General features: G+C 65.2%; 18 protein-coding genes. 10 read left to right on the forward strand and 8 right to left on the reverse strand.

Translation table 11 applies throughout. The features are described 5' to 3' along the window. Positions 1 to 67: 67 nt before the first annotated feature. The 3 genes from M1E01_RS03960 to M1E01_RS03970 are packed head-to-tail and all read left to right on the forward strand — an operon-like array spanning position 68 to position 2880. On the forward strand, positions 68 to 1138 hold the full coding sequence (locus M1E01_RS03960) for a metal ABC transporter substrate-binding protein (protein ID WP_457973807.1): 1071 nt from the start codon (positions 68 to 70) through the stop codon (positions 1136 to 1138). Then, the gene (locus M1E01_RS03965; RefSeq protein ID WP_457973809.1) at positions 1135 to 2001 is read left to right on the forward strand and encodes a metal ABC transporter ATP-binding protein; all 867 of its coding nucleotides are present in this window, start codon (positions 1135 to 1137) and stop codon (positions 1999 to 2001) included. The genes M1E01_RS03960 and M1E01_RS03965 overlap by 4 nt, the downstream gene beginning before the upstream one ends. Before the next feature lie 12 nt (positions 2002 to 2013). Beyond that, the gene (locus M1E01_RS03970; RefSeq protein WP_457974853.1) at positions 2014 to 2880 is read left to right on the forward strand and encodes a metal ABC transporter permease; all 867 of its coding nucleotides are present in this window, start codon (positions 2014 to 2016) and stop codon (positions 2878 to 2880) included. 94 nt (positions 2881 to 2974) lie between these two features. On the opposite strand, the gene M1E01_RS03975 is transcribed toward M1E01_RS03970, so the two are convergent. Both M1E01_RS03975 and M1E01_RS03980 read right to left on the reverse strand, forming a co-directional pair. After that, on the reverse strand, positions 2975 to 4762 hold the full coding sequence (locus M1E01_RS03975; protein WP_457973810.1) for a hypothetical protein: 1788 nt from the start codon (positions 4760 to 4762) through the stop codon (positions 2975 to 2977). Beyond that, a complete protein-coding gene (locus M1E01_RS03980) occupies positions 4759 to 5058 on the reverse strand; it encodes a hypothetical protein (protein WP_457973811.1) in 300 nt (99 codons plus the stop codon). The genes M1E01_RS03975 and M1E01_RS03980 overlap by 4 nt, the downstream gene beginning before the upstream one ends. Before the next feature lie 576 nt (positions 5059 to 5634). Between M1E01_RS03980 and M1E01_RS03985 the strand changes: the two genes are divergently transcribed. Continuing rightward, positions 5635 to 7095, forward strand: a complete 1461-nt coding sequence (locus M1E01_RS03985) for an amino acid permease (protein ID WP_457973812.1) — start codon at positions 5635 to 5637, stop codon at positions 7093 to 7095. A 157-nt stretch (positions 7096 to 7252) separates the two neighbouring features. Here the strand turns inward: M1E01_RS03985 and M1E01_RS03990 are convergent, their stop codons facing one another. Further along, positions 7253 to 7429, reverse strand: coding sequence for a CsbD family protein (locus tag M1E01_RS03990; protein ID WP_457973814.1), 177 nt, complete (start codon positions 7427 to 7429; stop codon positions 7253 to 7255). 131 nt (positions 7430 to 7560) lie between these two features. Between M1E01_RS03990 and M1E01_RS03995 the strand changes: the two genes are divergently transcribed. The 4 genes from M1E01_RS03995 to M1E01_RS04010 all read left to right on the forward strand — a co-directional run bounded on the left by M1E01_RS03995 (position 7561) and on the right by M1E01_RS04010 (position 11086). Next, on the forward strand, positions 7561 to 8019 hold the full coding sequence (locus tag M1E01_RS03995; RefSeq protein WP_457973815.1) for an SRPBCC family protein: 459 nt from the start codon (positions 7561 to 7563) through the stop codon (positions 8017 to 8019). A gap of 180 nt (positions 8020 to 8199) precedes the next feature. Beyond that, positions 8200 to 9411 (forward strand): thiolase family protein, encoded by a 1212-nt coding sequence (locus M1E01_RS04000; protein WP_457973816.1) that lies wholly within the window; start codon positions 8200 to 8202, stop codon positions 9409 to 9411. Then, positions 9411 to 10217: an enoyl-CoA hydratase/isomerase family protein gene (locus tag M1E01_RS04005; RefSeq protein WP_457973817.1), complete on the forward strand. Its 807-nt coding sequence runs from the start codon at positions 9411 to 9413 to the stop codon at positions 10215 to 10217. Before M1E01_RS04000 ends, M1E01_RS04005 begins: the two co-directional genes overlap by 1 nt. Further along, positions 10214 to 11086, forward strand: a complete 873-nt coding sequence (locus tag M1E01_RS04010) for a 3-hydroxyacyl-CoA dehydrogenase family protein (protein ID WP_457973818.1) — start codon at positions 10214 to 10216, stop codon at positions 11084 to 11086. Before M1E01_RS04005 ends, M1E01_RS04010 begins: the two co-directional genes overlap by 4 nt. Before the next feature lie 35 nt (positions 11087 to 11121). Here M1E01_RS04010 and M1E01_RS04015 read toward each other — a convergent pair whose 3' ends face one another. The 3 genes from M1E01_RS04015 to M1E01_RS04025 all read right to left on the reverse strand — a co-directional run bounded on the left by M1E01_RS04015 (position 11122) and on the right by M1E01_RS04025 (position 12799). Next, positions 11122 to 11349, reverse strand: coding sequence for a DUF6480 family protein (locus M1E01_RS04015; RefSeq protein ID WP_457973819.1), 228 nt, complete (start codon positions 11347 to 11349; stop codon positions 11122 to 11124). A 49-nt stretch (positions 11350 to 11398) separates the two neighbouring features. Continuing rightward, positions 11399 to 11830, reverse strand: a complete 432-nt coding sequence (locus M1E01_RS04020) for an SRPBCC family protein (protein WP_457973820.1) — start codon at positions 11828 to 11830, stop codon at positions 11399 to 11401. Between the two features lie 75 nt (positions 11831 to 11905). After that, positions 11906 to 12799, reverse strand: coding sequence for an SGNH/GDSL hydrolase family protein (locus tag M1E01_RS04025; RefSeq protein ID WP_457973821.1), 894 nt, complete (start codon positions 12797 to 12799; stop codon positions 11906 to 11908). Positions 12800 to 12932: 133 nt separating this feature from the next. Between M1E01_RS04025 and M1E01_RS04030 the strand changes: the two genes are divergently transcribed. Together M1E01_RS04030 and M1E01_RS04035 are read left to right on the forward strand one after the other, a co-directional pair. After that, positions 12933 to 13679: a tyrosine-protein phosphatase gene (locus M1E01_RS04030; protein WP_457973822.1), complete on the forward strand. Its 747-nt coding sequence runs from the start codon at positions 12933 to 12935 to the stop codon at positions 13677 to 13679. Further along, positions 13676 to 15808, forward strand: a complete 2133-nt coding sequence (locus M1E01_RS04035; RefSeq protein ID WP_457973823.1) for a S1 family peptidase — start codon at positions 13676 to 13678, stop codon at positions 15806 to 15808. The genes M1E01_RS04030 and M1E01_RS04035 overlap by 4 nt, the downstream gene beginning before the upstream one ends. A gap of 31 nt (positions 15809 to 15839) precedes the next feature. Here M1E01_RS04035 and M1E01_RS04040 read toward each other — a convergent pair whose 3' ends face one another. Next, positions 15840 to 16538 (reverse strand): ABC transporter permease, encoded by a 699-nt coding sequence (locus tag M1E01_RS04040; RefSeq protein ID WP_457974855.1) that lies wholly within the window; start codon positions 16536 to 16538, stop codon positions 15840 to 15842. A gap of 103 nt (positions 16539 to 16641) precedes the next feature. Continuing rightward, entirely contained in the window at positions 16642 to 17130 is a 489-nt protein-coding gene (locus M1E01_RS04045; RefSeq protein WP_457973824.1) for a PaaI family thioesterase, read from the reverse strand. Positions 17131 to 17240 lie beyond the last annotated feature (110 nt).

Raw genomic sequence — 17240 nt, forward strand, 5'->3', positions numbered from 1 at the left:
GCAATGCTCCGTAACCAAGGGTCGTCTTCATTGCAGGCGCTGAATGGCGTTCGGTAGAATCTTCGGTATGCCTAACTTTCTGTTTCGGTGTGCCAAAGGTGACCGCCGATCCACAGTCTCTCGAAGTGCGACGGCGCGCCGCGACTCCGATGCCCCCCGTGCCCGCACTTCCGCCCCGCCTGCAGCACCGACCACCGCTGCAGCAAGCACGGGCGTGCGGCGGGGCCGGAGCGTAAGCGCCGCTGCCGCCGTCGTGCTCTTTTGCCTCGCGCTCGTGGCGTGCGGAGGCAATACGCCGGGAAGCGGCGGGGATGAGCGGCCGGTGGTGCTGACCACGTTCACCGTGCTGGCTGACGTGGCAAAGAACGTTGCCGGCGACAAGCTGCGCGTGGAGTCGATCACCAAGGCAGGGGCGGAAATCCACGGCTACGAACCAACGCCGGGGGACATCCGCAAAGCGTCGCAGGCTGACCTCATCCTGGACAATGGCCTCAACCTCGAAGCCTGGTTCGCCCAATTCGTCGAGGGCCTGGATGTGCCCCACGCCGTGGTGAGCGAAGGGGTGGAGGTGATGTCCATCAGCGAGGACGCCTACCAGGGCAAGCCGAACCCCCACGCCTGGATGTCGCCGCTGAACGTCCAGGTCTATGTGGACAACATGGTGAAGGCCTTTTCCGAACTGGACCCCGGCAACGCCAAGGCGTTCGAGGCCAATGGCAAGGCCTACAAGGCGAAGCTGCAGGCCGTGCAGGATGAGATGACGGCAAAGCTCGCCGCTGTCCCCAAGAACCAGCGGGCGCTCGTGACCTGCGAGGGAGCGTTCTCTTATCTCGCCCGGGATGCCGGCCTCCAGGAGGTCTACATCTGGGCCGTTAACGCGGAACAGCAGGCCACCCCGCAACAGATCACCGAGGCCATCGGTTTCGTACGGAAGAACAAGGTTCCGGCCGTCTTTTGTGAATCGACCGTCTCCGATGCCCCCATGCGGCAGGTGGTGGAAGCCACCGGCGCCAGGTTCGGCGGCGTGCTCTACGTGGACTCTCTCTCCGACGCCGACGGACCCGTCCCCACATACCTCGACCTCATCAGGCACGACTCCAAGGTGATTACCGCTGCATTGAATGGTGGGCAGCCATGAGCACGTCGATAACCCGTTGGCAGGAAGGGCAGGAGCAGTCCGCACCGCGCGCGGCCATCCTTGTGGAGGGCGTCACCGTGCACTATGGCGAGGTGCTCGCCCTGGATTCTGCCTCCCTCAACCTCGGCCACGCACGGATCTGCGGCCTGGTGGGGATGAACGGCTCGGGAAAGTCCACGCTTTTTAAAGTGATCATGGGCATGCTCAGGCCTGACGCCGGCCGCGTGCTGGTGAACGGTGCGCCGCCGTCGAAGGCGCGCAGGGAGGGCGTGATCGGCTACGTCCCGCAAAGCGAGGACGTGGACTGGCAGTTCCCGCTGTCCGTGAAGGACGTAGTGATGATGGGCCGTTACGGGCACCAGGGATTTACCCGGCGCCCCTCCAAAGCCGACAGGGCCGCCGTCGACGAGGCCCTGGAACGGGTGGAACTCTCCGAGTTCGCCGGCCGGCAGATCGGCCAGCTGTCGGGCGGGCAGAAGAAGCGCGCCTTCGTGGCGCGGGGAATAGCCCAGGGCGCCTCGATGATGCTGCTGGACGAACCGTTCGCGGGGGTGGACAAGCGCTCTGAAGCCACCATCACGCGCCTGCTGCGTGAGCTGGCCGCGGACGGCTGCACCATCCTCATCTCCACCCATGACCTGCACGCCCTTCCGCAGCTGTGCGACGAAGCCGTGCTCCTGATGCGCAAGGTGCTGATGCACGGCGCACCAGAGGTGGTGCTGCAGCCGGAGAACCTCGCGATGGCGTTCGGTCTGGACGTGCTGAACCGGGACGGAACAGGATACCCGCGGCCCGGGCTGCAGCAGCCTGCACACCACGTCGACCCCGTCGCCGACGTCCTCGACCGCGCGCGGAGGGATTGAGCCGTGGATCCCATCAGCCTGTTTCTGGAGCCACTCGGCTATGACTTCATGGTCCGGGCCATCCTCACCACGGCGCTCGCCGCCATCGTGTGCGCGGTCCTGAGCTGCTGGCTCGTCCTGATCGGCTGGTCGCTCATGGGCGACGCCGTCTCGCACGCCGTGCTTCCCGGCGTCGTGCTCGCGTACATCGTGGGCGCGCCGTTTGCGCTGGGAGCACTGGTGTTCGCGCTGATTGCGGTGACCATGATCGGGGTGGTCCGCAGCACGAGCCGCGTGAAGGAAGATGCCGCGATCGGCATCGTCTTCAGTTCGCTGTTCGCGCTCGGCCTGGTCCTGATCTCCGTGACGCCCAGCCAGACGGACCTGAACCACATCATCTTCGGCAACCTGCTGGGCGTCAGCGTTCCCGACCTCATCCAGGTGCTGGTGCTCGGGGTGGTCGCGTTCGCCATCCTCATCCTGAAGCGCCGCGACCTCACCCTGTACGCGTTCGACCCCACGCACGCGCATGCCATCGGGCTTTCCCCCAAGCGCCTCGGTGCGCTGCTGCTGGGCCTGCTCGCTTTAACGTCGGTGGTGGCGCTGCAGACCGTTGGCGTGGTGCTGGTGGTGGCCATGCTGATCATCCCGGGCGCCACGGCGTACCTGCTGACAGACCGGTTCTCCCGCATGCTCGTGATCGCCCCGTCCGTTTCAGCGGCCTGTTCGGTTGCCGGGATTTATTTCAGCTACTACCTGGACACCGCCTCTGGCGCCATGGTGGTGCTCACGCAGGGTGCCGTCTTCGCCGTCGTCTATCTCTTCAGTCCCCGGCAGGGATTGATCGGCACCCGGATCGCCAAGGCCCGCCGCAGGAAAGCGGCTCTCCTCGCCGCTTGAGGAGAGCCCGCTTTCAGGCTTAAAACACCCGGCGCCGGTGCCGCGGCTCAAGCCGTCGGCACTGGCGCCGGGTGTTTACCTGACTCCTGCCGGTCTACCGGAAGATGTCGTTGTAGGTGCCCATGATGATGCGGTCACCAGGAGTCGATTTCCTGATGTAGTCGACGACTGCCCAGTCATCCAGGGAGATGCAGCCTGCCGTCGGGACCTTGTTCATGTGCAGGAAGATGGCGAAGCCCGCGTTCTGCACAATGTTCGGCCGGTTGTAGTTGATCACCACACCCTGCCGGTAGTCGTGTGTGGAGCGGGTCGCGAAGTACCACATGTTCTCGTCCCAGCCCACCCACGAGGAGGACTCGAAGTACTTGTTGTACGTTGCCGTCCAGGGGTTTCCGCCCCAGCGGGAGTTCGGGTTCAGCGTGCGGTAAGCCAGCTTTGTCCCGGGATTGCCCAGTCCAAAGGCTTCGGTCACTGAGTACGAACCGGTGGGGGAGAAGAGGTAGCGGGTGGGGCCGGAAGGCACTCCCGGCGGCTTGAAGCCGGACGCGCCCACATAACCGTCGGTCTTCCAGTCGGCAACGTAGAGCCCCGCCACCCGCATGCAGTAGATGTTGGTGGCGTACGACCGGTTGTAGCCGGAGGTGAACGTCAGCAGGACGCGGTTTGCACCGTACGCGGAGTATTTGGTCCGCCCGTTGTTGAGCTTGGCGCACTCGGTCATGGCATAGATCCGTGTCCCGCCGGCGTTCCAGCCGATATAGCCGCGCTGGAACGACTGGATGCATTGTCCGGGGGTGCATTTTTCGTTGGAGGTGGGGTATCCGAGCGCGCTCCGCATCCCACCGACACTCATGTACCGGGCACCGATGCCACCCTTGGTGACCCATGCCCCGCTTGCCGGGGACCAGAGGACGGTGGCGCCCTGAAACGACTGGAGGCACCCACCAGCCGGTTTTCCGCAGGCCAAGTCGCTGGTGGGGTAACCCATGCGGCCGTTAAGGCCGCCCAGGCCCACCCAGCGGGTGTAATAGAGCCCACGGACCATGCGTGCTCCGGTGGCTGGGCTCCAGTAGATGTTTCCCTTGGAAAAGACTTGGTAGCATCCGCCGTTCCTTTGACCGCAGGTTTCCTTGGACAGCGGAAGGCCGACCACGCTGACCGCTCCCAGTGTGTTCCAACGGCTTCCGATGGCCCCCTTCAGCCAAATCTGGAAAACACCCTTGGTGGACGAAGCCAGCATCCTGCCGGTGGAGAACTTTTGGACAGTTCCTCCGGCGACGGCCACTTCATCTGTGACGGGATAGCCGAAGAGACGGCCGCGGCCGTTGGCATACCAGTGGGGACCCGTTTTGCCCGCTGTCAGCAGGACGGGATGTGCCCCCGTGGCCGCCGTCCAGTACATGGTTCCACCCTTGAACGTCTGCCCACAGAGACCTGCGCTGCACACTTCATTCGCGACAGGAGCGCCGAGAACGCCGGCGGCGCCGTTCAGGGCCTGCCACTTCACGGCGATGGCGCCTTTAACGACAACCGGTGCAGGCTCGGCCGGCGGCTCAACCAGTGTTGTCGCCTTCGGGGCAGGTGAGACCGGCGGCGACAGCGTCACGGACGGCGTGACCGACGGTGACGGCGTGGGCTCGGACGGCGTGGCAGACGGAGTGGGTGTGACCGAGGGCGACGACGTCTCAGAGTCTGACGGCAGCGGTGCCACGGAGGCCGTCCCGGCTGGAGTCGGCGCCAGCGGTGTTGCCTCCGCAGTGCTGGCCGGGTCCGTAGGGCTGCCCGGCTGAGTCGTGGAATCCTCGGCGAGGGCCGGCGAGACCGTCAGTGATCCAGCCGCGAAGCTCAGGAGCAGGGCAGCCGTCAGTATTGTTTTTTTCATGGAGCATCCTTTGCCGAGACGACCGGTTCGCACTGACCTGCCGAGCCAGTGGTTTTCGCGAAGTTCTCGGCAGACACTTCAGCCGATTTCCCTGCCGCAACGGTTTCCGTGATGAGCGTGTGGCCCTGAACAGCCGCCCCCACAGTTACCGCAACTGCCACCGTGTAGGTCTTGGCCTTCTCCGACGCGTTGACCAAGGTCCCTTTGAAGGTCCAGGACCCGTCGGCACCCGCTGAGCAGGTGTGTTTTTGCAGGTCTTTGATCGCGTTCAGTGTTGTTGATACGTCCGTCGGCAAGGATGGTGCCGTGGTCGGTGGAGCGGAGATCAACGGGGTTTCCGGTCCCGCCGTCGAACCCGTTGTTGCCGTAGGTGCGGCAGGCTCGCTTGCACCCGGTCCGCCAGGACCGGAACCGCCGCCTGAACACCCGGCAACTGCCAGCAGCAAAACTGCAGGCAGGAGTGCTCTTTTTCTCATTGTCCCCCCTGAGGAATGGCACGAATGCCACATGCCCACGCAGGCGGCGTGGTCGCTGGGAGAAGACACACGTCACCCCCCATGGTGCAAAGGGTATCGGTAAATGCTCCTGAGCAGGAATGTTTTTATCCATTCGAAAGAGAACCCGCTCCTTGTCAGGCGGTGGGAAGGCAGCGGGCAGGCGACAGCACCCCCGGAATGTTGTGCGCGTCACGACCTGCCGGAGGGATCTTGTACTATGGACAGGCCGCGCGAAGCTTCGGTGCTTCACGAGTTTTGGTACGCAGATGGCCCTCAAAAGGGGCCTGAACGCGAATTATCGGTACAAAAACTCCAGGTTCCCCAACCGACAGTAATCCCGACCTGCGGCAACACCACAACCTACAAGGAACAGCTGTGCCACAAATCACCCCCACAGAACTTGAGAGCCGGACGGCCCCATCCGTCGCCGTCGACTCCACCCTCAGCGCCGAGGGCTACAAAAAGACCCTGGGCAGGCGCCACGTCACCATGATCGCCATGGGCGGCGCCATCGGCGTCGGCCTCTTCATGGGAGCCGGCGGACGCCTGGCCTCCACCGGCCCGGCCCTGATCTTCTCCTACGCAATTGCCGGCGTCATCGCCTACCTCCTCATGAGGGCACTGGGCGAGCTCATCATGTACCGGCAGACCTCAGGATCCTTCGTCAGCTACGCCGGCGAAATGTTCGGCAAGAAGGGCGCATTCCTCTCCGGGTGGATGTACTTCATCAACTGGGGCATGACCGGCATCGCGGAACTGATCGCGATCGGCCTGTACTTCCAGTTCTTCTTCCCGAACGTGCCGGTCGAAGCCTCCGCCATCGCCGCGCTGGCGCTCCTCGTGGCCGTGAACCTGCTCAGCGTCAAGGCGTTTGGCGAGTTCGAGTTCTGGGCCTCCTGCCTCAAGGTCGGCGCCATCCTGATCTTCCTGGCCGTCGGTACCTTCATGGTGCTGACCAACGCCCAGGTCGGCGACGGCAACGCCTCCGTGGCGAACCTCTTCGCGGCCGAGGGCGGGATGTTCCCCAAGGGCGCCCTCGTCATGGTCCTGGTACTCAACGCCGTGATCTTCGCCTACAACGGCATCGAACTCGTCGGCATCACCGCAGGCGAGATGCAGAACCCGGAACGTGAAGTGCCCAAGGCGATCCGCGCCGTCGTGCTCCGCATTGTGGTCTTCTACGTCGGTTCCGTCACCCTGCTCGCCATGCTCCTGCCGTCCGACCAGTACAAGGCCGGCGTATCCCCGTTCGTCACCGTCTTCGGCCAGATGGGCCTCGCCTGGGTTGGCGACGTCATGAACATGATCGTTATCACCGCCGCACTGTCCTCCTGCAACTCCGGCCTCTATTCGATCGGCCGCGTCTTCCGCACCATGGCCAACAACGGCCACGCGCCGCAGTGGCTCACCAGGATGTCCTCGCGCCATGTTCCCTACGCCGCGATCCTGGCCATCGCCGCGTTCTACCTCGTGGGCATCCTGCTCAACATCTGGCTGGGCGGCTCCCACGCCTTCGACCTGGCACTGAACACCGCCTCCATCGGTGTCATCTTCACCTGGGGCGCCATCTTCGCCAGCCAGATCGCGCTGCGCCACCGCAAGGGCGTGACCTCCAGCCTGCCGATGCCCGGGTCCCCGTGGACCAGCTGGGGCGGACTCCTGGGTCTGCTCGCCATCACTGTGCTGATCGGGTTCGACACCATGACCAGCAAGAGCGGTGAGGTGTTCTACCTCGGCCTCTGGACCCTTGCCACCATCCCCTTCTTCGCAGTGCTGCTGTGGCTTGGCTGGCAGAAGGTCAAGAACAACGAGCCAAAGAGCGAGCTGTACAGCTAGTTCCCTCTTCCTCCTCCTCAGGAGGCGCGTACGGACACTTGGGGCCCCTTTTGGCGGGGCTCAAGTGTCCGTTCGCGCTTGGCGGGCACACACAAACAACGGCGGACACCCCCCAAGGAGAGTCCGCCGCCGTCGTTCTTTATTTAGCCTCTGGGACCTAGTCCCTCTTGAAGTCGTCCTTGACGCCTTCGCCGACCTTCTTGGCATCGGCCACAACCTGATCCTTCTGGCCTTCAGCCTTCAGCCGGTCGTTGTCAGTTGCGTTACCCGCCGCTTCCTTGGCCTTGCCGCCGAGCTCTTCCGCTGCATTCGAAATCTTGTCTGCGATACCCATGGCGGTGACCACCTTCTGTTGCCGGTTGCTCTGACAAAGCCATTTCAGCCTAACACAAAGCATGCTTACTAATTCAAGAGCATGTCTCAGGTTTCGTGCTCCTTGCCGTGTCCGCGGACTAGGCTCGAACCATGAATCACAGCACCAGCCTGACGCAGCACGTGAACGCAAGCGCCGACAAGGTGTGGTCGGTCATCTCCGACATCCCCGGCTCGGCCGCGACGCTTTCCGGCGTGGAATCCATCCAGATGGTAAGCGAAGGTCCCTATGGTGAGGGGACCCGGTGGAAGGAAACGCGCTCCATGCTGGGCCGCCGGGAAACCCTGGAAATGTGGGTCGCCGAGGCGGACCGGCCGCGGAGCACCACGGTCAAGGCGCTGCACGGCGGCGCCGAGTACACTTCCCGGTTTGAACTGGCCGAGCGCAGTGGCGGAACCGACCTCAGGCTGACATTCGGCGCCGAGGTCCTCCGGCCTACGGTGGTCAGCAGGGTCATGATGGCGCTGTTCGGCAGGCTTGGCCTGAAGGCCACGCGAAAGTCCCTGGCGAAGGACCTGGCGGAGATCGCGGCGAAGGCGGAGTCGCTGTAGGGCAAAGTCAGGTCCGGGAACGTTGCCGCGATCTGCGGCTAAGGGGGCTGGGCCGGGGCAAAAAGCCCCACCGGAAGCAGGTCCATGGTTGACCGGAGGACCCTGCCGTGTAATCTTTATAGAACGAACGGTCGGTAAATTATTCGTTCCGGCCCAGCTCCCTGCGTGAAGGATGTTCTCATGGTCGAGGCTTTTCTGGTTGGCGGTGCCCGTACCCCGGTAGGGCGTTATGGAGGCGCGCTTTCGGCAGTGCGGCCGGACGATCTTGCTGCATTGGTGGTCCGCGAAGCTGTGGCCCGTGCGGGTGTGGACCCGGATGCCATTGACGAAGTCATTCTCGGCAACGCCAACGGCGCGGGCGAAGAGAACCGTAACGTCGCCCGCATGGCTACCATCCTGGCCGGACTTCCCCTCCACATTCCCGGCATCACGGTAAACCGCCTCTGCGCCTCGGGACTGAGCGCCATCATCATGGCAAGCCAGATGATCAAGTCCGGGGCCGCTGACATCGTGGTTGCCGGCGGCGTGGAGTCCATGAGCCGCGCGCCGTGGGTGCAGGAGAAACCACAGACCGCTTTCGCGCGGCCAGGGGACATCTTCGACACCTCCATTGGATGGCGCTTCGTCAACCCCGCTTTCAAGAAGGGCGAGCTGTCCCGCGACGGCAAGATGACCTTTTCAATGCCGGAAACAGCGGAGGAAGTCGGCCGCGTTGACGGGATCTCGCGCGAGGACGCCGACGCCTTTGCCGTCCGGTCCCACCAGAAATCCATCGCCGCGATCGAGGCCGGCAGGTTCAAGGACGAAATCGTCCCGGTGACGGTCAAGACCAAAAAATCCGAGACTGTCGTGGACACGGATGAGGGCCCTCGCGCTCACACCTCCATGGAGGTTCTGGCCGGACTTCGTCCGGTAGCGCATGGAGGTTCGGTGGTCACGGCAGGTAACTCCTCCTCCCTCAACGACGGTGCCTCCGCCATCATCGTTGCCTCTGAAGCAGCCATCCAGCGGCTGGGCCTGACTCCGCGTGCCCGCATTATTGACGGGGCCTCCGCCGGGTGCGAGCCGGAGATCATGGGCATCGGCCCAGTCCCGGCCACCCAGAAGGTGCTTAAGCGGAGCGGGCTCAGCGTCGGCGACTTGGGCGCCGTCGAACTCAACGAGGCATTCGCCACCCAGTCCCTGGCCTGCATGCGGCGCCTCGGGCTGGAGCCGGACATCGTCAACAACGACGGCGGGGCCATCGCTTTGGGGCACCCGCTGGGTTCCAGCGGGTCGCGGATTGCCATCACCCTGCTGGGCCGGATGGAACGCGAGGACGCGCGCATCGGCCTGGCCACCATGTGCATCGGCGTCGGCCAGGGCACCGCCATGCTGCTGGAGCGCGTGTAGTGGCGGGCCCAGACAGCGCGAACGGACACTTAAGCACCCACAACTTCCGCACCCTCCTGGTGGAGGAGCGCGGCGACCGCCTGGTGGTGCTCCTCAACCGCCCGGAAGTCCGCAACGCGATCGACCAGCACATGGTGGACGAGCTCCATCTGGTCTGCGCGGCGCTCGAACAGAACCCGAGGGTCCTGATCATCTCCGGCGTTGACGGTGTGTTTGCCTCCGGGGCCGACATCGCCCAGCTGCGCGAGCGGCGGCGCGACGACGCCCTGCAGGGCATCAACTCAACCATCTTCGTGCGCATCGCCAAGCTGCCCATGCCTGTCATTGCGGCGCTGGACGGCTATTGTCTCGGCGGCGGTGCTGAACTGGCGTACGCCGCCGACTTCCGCATCGGCACGCCGGGCGTCCGGATCGGCAATCCGGAAACCGGCTTGGGCATTCTGGCTGCGGCCGGTGCCAGCTGGCGGCTAAAGGAACTCGTGGGCGAGCCAGTGGCCAAGGAAATCCTGTTGGCGGGGCGCGTCCTGCGTGCCGAAGAGGCGCTTGCAGTCAACCTCATCACCGAAATCCACGAGGCTGCCGTCCTGATGGATGGCGCGCACCAGCTCGCCGACCGAATCGCCCGCCAGGACCCGCTGGCCGTACGGATCACGAAATCCGTTCTCCATGCGCCTGCCGAAGCCCATCCGGTCATCGACCAGCTGGCCCAGGGCATCCTCTTTGAGTCCCAGGCCAAGTTCGACCGGATGCAGGCATTTCTGGATAAGAAGACAACCAAGAAAAACGAGATGAAGACACAGCCATGAGCAATTCCCTACGGCCAGCAAACCTTCCCGAAACTGTTGGAGTTCTTGGCGGTGGCCGGATGGGGGCAGGCATCGCACACGCCTTCCTGATCAACGGAGCCACCGTGGTGGTCATGGAGCGCGACGACGATGCTGCCGCCGGCGCCCGTACCCGGGTCGCCGACGCGGTGGCGAAGTCCGCGCAGCGTGGTCTCCTGGACGGATCTCCGGAGGAGGTTCTCGCCCGCTTCAGCACCTCCACCGACTATGCGGCCTTCGCCGGCTGCGGCCTCGTGGTGGAGGCAGTTCCGGAGGACTTCGAGCTGAAGGTCAGCGCCCTGAAGGCTGTGGAGGAGCAGTTGGCCGCCACGGCATTCCTGGCCTCGAACACCTCATCGCTTTCGGTGACCGATCTAGCAGCCCAGCTGCAACGCCCGGCCAACTTCCTCGGCCTGCACTTCTTCAACCCGGTTCCCGCATCCACGCTTATCGAAGTGGTACTTGGCGAGCAGACGTCCCCGGACCTGGCCGCCGCAGCCAAAACGTGGGTGGAGGCGCTCGGCAAAACCGCCGTCGTCGTCAATGATGCTCCAGGGTTTGCTTCCTCACGGCTGGGCGTGGCGATTGCCTTGGAGGCCATGCGCATGGTGGAGGAGGGCGTGGCCTCGGCGGCGGACATCGACAACGCCATGGTGCTCGGCTACAAGCACCCCACCGGGCCGCTGCGGACCACGGACATTGTGGGCCTGGACGTGCGGCTGGGCATTGCCGAGTACCTGCAGTCAACCCTGGGGGAGCGCTTCGCGCCGCCGCAGATCCTCCGGGACAAGGTGGCCCGCGGCGAGCTCGGCCGGAAAACGGGCAAGGGCTTCTTCGACTGGACTGACTAGGGCGCAGGCAACCCGAACCGCAGCAGGCCTGGGGGTTACAGCAGGCCGACGATGTATCCGATGAAGAAGACCAGGCACAGCAGGACCACGATGCCGATCGCCACCATGGCTACAACCTGTGTCCCTTTCCGGGCTCCCTCATCGTGGCCCTGCGGGCCCCCGGTGGACGCTTCCCCCGGCGGTGTCTCGCCGGGAGGCACGCCCCCGCCGGGTTCCAGTCCGGTGATCTTGTCTTCGAGGGGATCTGGGTTCTGACCCGACATGGTGTCCTCCTTGCAGTGGTACGGGTAAATGCGGGCGTGCTGGCTCCTGTCACAGGGAGTTGAGTTTTTGGCGCAGTCCTTCCAACGCCGGATCGCGCAACGACATGAACGCGGGACCGAGGAAGGGCTGCAGGAGCTTCATCGGCCCCTTAATGCTGAACTCGGCGGTGTAGAGGACGTCGCAGCCCGGTCCCGTGGAACGCACATCGACGGAATCGAACGCGACGACTTTCTCGTTTTCGCCGCGCAGCTTGATGTGGTTGTCGAACAGTTCGATGACCTCGTACTCCAGGAGCTGGCGCTTGCCCCGGAACAGGACCTCGGCGCGGTAGCGGTGTCCCTGCGCCAGCGGGCCCTCGGAGAGCTTCTCCACTTTTTCGGTCCAAGGGTCCCATTCGGCGGTGTTCTCAAATGCGGACAGGTAGGCGAAGGCTGTCCGCGCCGGCAGCGATGCGCTGGCTGTACCCGCAACCTTGATCATTGCTTCAGCCTAGCGAGACAAGCGGACCAGCACACGTGCTTTCAGGGGCGGATCCTGAAAGCACGTGCTGCGCAGCTAACGGGTCAGCGCCGCCCCTACCGCCGCAACGTACCCGTTGCTGTGTCCCGCCTCATTCGGGTGGAACGTGTCCGCAGGCCTGCCATCGGGGGCGCAGGTGAGTGTCGCCAGGCAGACCGGGGGCGGTCCGACGATCCAGGGATCCGCAGATCCGACGCCGTGGTTGGTGAACCGTTGCGTGACGCTCACGTACCCCACGCGGTTCGCCAAGGCGGAGGCGGCAAGGGTGGCGTTGAGGAGATCGACGGCAGCATTGATTGTGGTGGCCGTGGTCTTCTGCTCAGGAGCCATGGAATCGACTGTGAACAGCCGCGGATACCCTGTCAGGACAATCTTGGCCCGGGGCGCTTTGCTCTTAATGACCGCCACCATGGCCTTGATCTTCGCCGGCAGCTGCGGAAGCTTCACGGCCAGCGACTCGAAGAGCGCCGCGTTGCATTCTGGAGCCGGGGTCAGGCCCGCGCATTGAACGGTAGCGGCGGCAGCACCGATGTCGTTCCCGCCCACGGTGACGGTGATATGGGAGGCATGTTTTACCCTGCGCGCCGTGCTCGAATGATTTGCTGCAGCCGTCACGATTCTGGAGACGTCGGCCGTTGTGGCGCCGGAGCATGCCAGGTTGAGGCCACGGAGCTGGGCGGGGTAGGCCGCATCGGTCTGTATGCATGGCGGGACGTCCCCAAATGCCGGTGCTGATCCATATTCCCCGCCCCCGATTCCCGCTGCATAGGAATCACCTAGACCGACATACGTCGGGGGAGGATCAGCGGAAGCAGGCGTGGAGAACACGCCGGCGGTGAGTGCCAGAACGGCAATGGCTCCCGTCATGCGGGCGGTGTGGCGGCGGAGCATTTTGGTTATCACGATGAGCCCCTCATTCAGGGAAGCCATTGGTGCGCAGGAAACGCTGCACGGGCCCTAGGGTACTCCCGGAAGAAACTGTGCGAACCCGTGGCAATTACCCGTTTTTTTGCGTCTTGTGATCCGGTACTACTTGGTTTGAGCTGTGCAGACACCGGCGAAGATGTGGTTAGCTGTCTGCGTGAAAGCGAGGGAGCATGTACCGGCTGGCAGGGGACCTGTCAGCTGGGACGGGGCAGTGAACGCCTGGCGCGTGGCTGGCTCTGTCTACCGGATGGGCCGGCGTGAGTGGCTCACCGCTGCCGGTTGGCAGCAGGCGTACGACGACGGCGTCCGCACGGTCATCGACCTCCGGAACCCCGCAGAGCGGCAGCCGCGGCCCGCGGATCCGGTTGTGGGGGAGGCACTGGCTCCCTTCGATGTCGTCCACGCTCCCACGGAGGACCCGGACCATCCGGAGTTCAAGGCACTCTGTGTCCCCTACCTCAACGATCCGGCCTTCTACGCTGCCAATGCGCGCTTCTTTCCGGACAGGGTGGCGGCTGTGTTTCGGAGCGTGGCCAAGTCTCCAGGCGGCGTCGTGATCCATTGTTCTGCCGGACGGGACCGCAGCGGCATGATCGCGGCCATGCTTCAGGACCTGGCGGGCGCAACTGATGAGGACATCGTTTCCGCCTACCAGGCGGCAATGCGCGGCATCAATGAGCGCCACCGAACTATGACCACACCGCACCCCCACGAACGCTACCTGGACCAAGACGAGCTGGCGCCGCTTTTGGAAATCCGGGGGGCGGGCGTTCTGCAGTTCGTGAGGTCGCTGAAGACACGGGACTACCTGCTCACGCACGGCATCACGCCTGCCGAGCTGGACAGGATCCTCTTGTTGCTCGATGCGGGGGTTGGCCTGTGAGGTTCCATGACTACGCCCCCGGCGCCCGCCGTGGGCCGCGCCGCCATGCTCCCTTGGGGATCGCGGCCGTGCTCGCCTTCGGTATTGCCGCGGCGTCAGCGCCGGCGCATGCAACCGGGGAAAGTCCGACGCCGGCAGTCACCATTGAGGCTGCCAACGGCCAGGCAGTGGCCAGGAAGGCGGCCACAGCCCCTGCACCTGGCGACGAGGGTTTGGCCGAGGCCGTCGCGCGCGACTTGGGCATGACCTTGGCGGAGTTCAACGCCGCGGGCGCGCAGGCGAAGCGTGCGGCCGAGGCCCTGGCCGTACTCCGGGACCTGCGCGGCTTCGTGGCGGTACGGTTGCGGGACGGACACATCCGGGTTGAAGGCTCGGGTCCGGAACTGGAAGATCGCGTTGCCGGGCTGAACAGGGCCGGCGGAACTGGAAGGGACGAGTTCGTCCTCACCGGCTCCGCTCCGGACCAGGCAGCGGGTCGGCCCGCCGAAACTTCGGCGAACCCCGTCGCATCGGAACCTGCCGCCGGGACTGCAGCAGGCGGGGAGCTTCAGGTCAGCAGCGTTGAACAGCTCTACCGGGCATACCTGCGCGAGGTGGGGCCCGTCGGGCTTCAGGCCGTTGCCGAGGCCGGCGGCAAATTCATCATCCGCACCGGAGGCGTGAATTCAGCCGAAACTGCAAGGAAGACGGAGAGTCAAGGCGGGAGCCGCGCAAGTGAGGCTGCCGGGGCAGCCGGCACGTCGCCGTCGGACTTTGTCAAAAAGTACGCAAACGTGGTGCTGGTGCAGGGCGAGCCGCTCGCCAGCGAAGAGGACTTTTTCGGGGGCCAGGGGTACAGGGTCGACGGCAGCGGGGTGGTTTGCTCCGCGGGCTTCAGCGCGTTCAGCCCTGCAGGTGAGCCGCTGGTGCTCACCGCCGGGCATTGCGCGGACGACGGAGCTGCCAGACGTACGGAGGTCACGCTTCCGGCCGGTGATCCCGCCGGCGGTGCCGTTGCAGGAAGCGCTGTCACCGGGGAGCTGGGAATCTTTGGCTTCAGCCAGTTCGGTGGACCCGGGAATGCCTGGATTGGCGGTGACCTGGACAACCCGGGGGACCCCGGAAAGGACATCGCCGTGGTCGAATCGATCCGCGGGGACCTAAACCTGCTGCCTGCAGCAACGACCTGGGAGGACACGGCCGACCTGGGCAAGAACTCCGTGCAGATCGTAGGCTCTGCGGCGCCCGTTGTCGGGCAGTTCGTCTGCCGCTCCGGCCGGACCGAGGGCTGGTCATGCGGCGTCGTGGACGAGGTGGGGATCTATGTGGTGGGCGGTCCTTCCGGAGAGCCGGCGGACCTCAGATCGTTCAGGGGATTCCTGTCCTATTCCGTGCAGTCCGCAGGGGGGGACTCCGGAGGGCCATGGATTAGCGGCAACTACGCTGTCGGCACGCACTCGGCCGGTAATCCGCGGAGCTCCCTCGAAAATTATGCTGTGGCCGCCACACTGCAGGACTCGCTCCAGGTGCTGCCCGGCGTCGAGCTCCGGCTGTTCCTCAGCAAGCCTGTGCTGACCACGCCCCTGTCAGCAGGACCGATTGCGGAAGGGCAGCGCATCTCGGGACGCATTCCTTCCCTGGCCGGGACGAGCGTTCCGGCCGGTTCCAGTGTGCGGATCACGCTACCAGGCCGGGAGCCATTGGTGGTCCCCGCTGACGCTGCTGGCATGTGGTCCTTCGCAGCCCCAGCTTCTACACCCGGGTTCTCGGCGCAGGCGGTCAACGGGTTCAGCAGCTCCGCCGTCAGCACGTTCCGCAGCCGGACAGAACCAGCGGCGCCGGCGCCTGCCCCGCCCGGTCCAATACAGGGCAGTGGTGCATCTGGCGAGGACACACCTGCCCGGCCGGAGCCCGTGCGCCCGGTTGCACCCGCAGTCCTGACCCCGGCTCCAGAACCCACCGTTGCGGCAGTGCAGCCACAGGGCGTGCAGCCACAGGGACAAGCCGGCTCCTGGACGGGACCGACAGCAGCTGCTGCGGCGCTCGCGGATACGGGAGCTTCGGGGCTGCCGGCGGCCGGAGGGGCTGCGGTTGCCCTGATCGTGGGCGGGTTGCTGCTGATTGCGTTACGTCGGCGCGGCCGCCGTTAGCCACAGGGGCCGCTAACCTAAGCCGCTGCGCCTAGCGCATCCGTGCCGGCTGGCGGCGGACCGGAGCCAGCATATGCACCAGCATCACGGCCGTGACGGAGCCGGCGGCTACGATCGAGGCAAGCACAACAATCTGGAAGCGTCCTGCCTCCAGCGGGGAGAGCCCGCCAAAAATGGCGCCAACGAACGCCCCGGGGAGGGTGACAAGACCGGTGGTCTTCGTTTGGTCGACGGAGGGTATGAGGGATGCGGCCACTGCATGCCGCGCCATGTCCCGGGTGGCCTGCCGCGGCTTCGCACCCAGTGCCAGCCACGCCTCCACGACGTCCCACTGGTCGATCACGGCCTCATTGAAGCGGCGGCCTGCCAGCACCGCAATAGTCATCGAGTTGCCGATGACAATGCCGCCAATCGCCAGCGCGTAGCGGCCCGTAAGTTCAATGGACCCCGTAGCGAAAATGACGATGAGGGTCAGCATGATGCCGGCCGCCATTGAGGAGCTGACCATGCCGAGGTGTGCCCAGCTCCAGCCAAGGCGGCGCGTGGCGGTCATCGAGGCAACGAGGAACATGATGCCCAGTGCCACAGCCACCCAGGTGCCGCTGGCGATCACTGCGCCCAGGACCAGGCTCACCGCGGCGAGCTGGGCAGCGCCGCGGACAACGGCCAGCGCCGGTGAATAGGCGCGGGGTACGCGGTAGCCCGCGAGTACTGCAGCCGTCATCGCCATCAGGAGGCCGATAGCCAGCAGGGTGGGACCCAGGACGGGACTCAGGCCAGTCACTTCACTCACCCGCCCAGCCTATCCGCGCGCCGGCGGGGATATCGGGCAGCTAGACCTTTGGCGCCAGCAGCAGGTTGGTGATCCGCAGCGTACAGAGCCGCTGTCCGGCCTCGTTGGTGATCAGCACCTCGTGGGTGGTGAGCGTCCCTCCCAAGTGGATGGGAGTTGCCGTGATGGTGATGAATCCGCTGCGCGCCGATCTGTGGTGTGTAGCCGACACATCCACGCCCACCGCCGTCTTTCCCAGCGTGCTGGCGTGGATGACGGCGGCCCACGAGCCCACTGCTTCGCCGACGGCCAGCGACGCCCCGCCGTGCAGCAGCCCGAACGACTGGCGGTTCCCTTCGACGGGCATGGTGGCCACGACGCGCTCCACCGACTGCTCGAGGATCTTCACGCCCATCTTCTCGTCGAGTTCCCCGAGCGTGATCTGCCAAAGCTCCCGGGTAGGATTCGGGGCGGCAGGCTTTTGGACTTCCGGCGTTTGGGGGGCTGGCGCCGCATCCTGCAGATCGGCGTCGCGGGGTTTGGGCATCATCTGGTCTCCTCGAACGGTTGGAACACGGCTCCAACGGTTGGAACACGGCGCCGGGGCCCGGCGGCGGACCGGCGGGCTGCTGCCCTCCTAGTGTGCAGCGCGGCACATCA

The organism is Arthrobacter sp. D1-17, assembly GCF_054130535.1.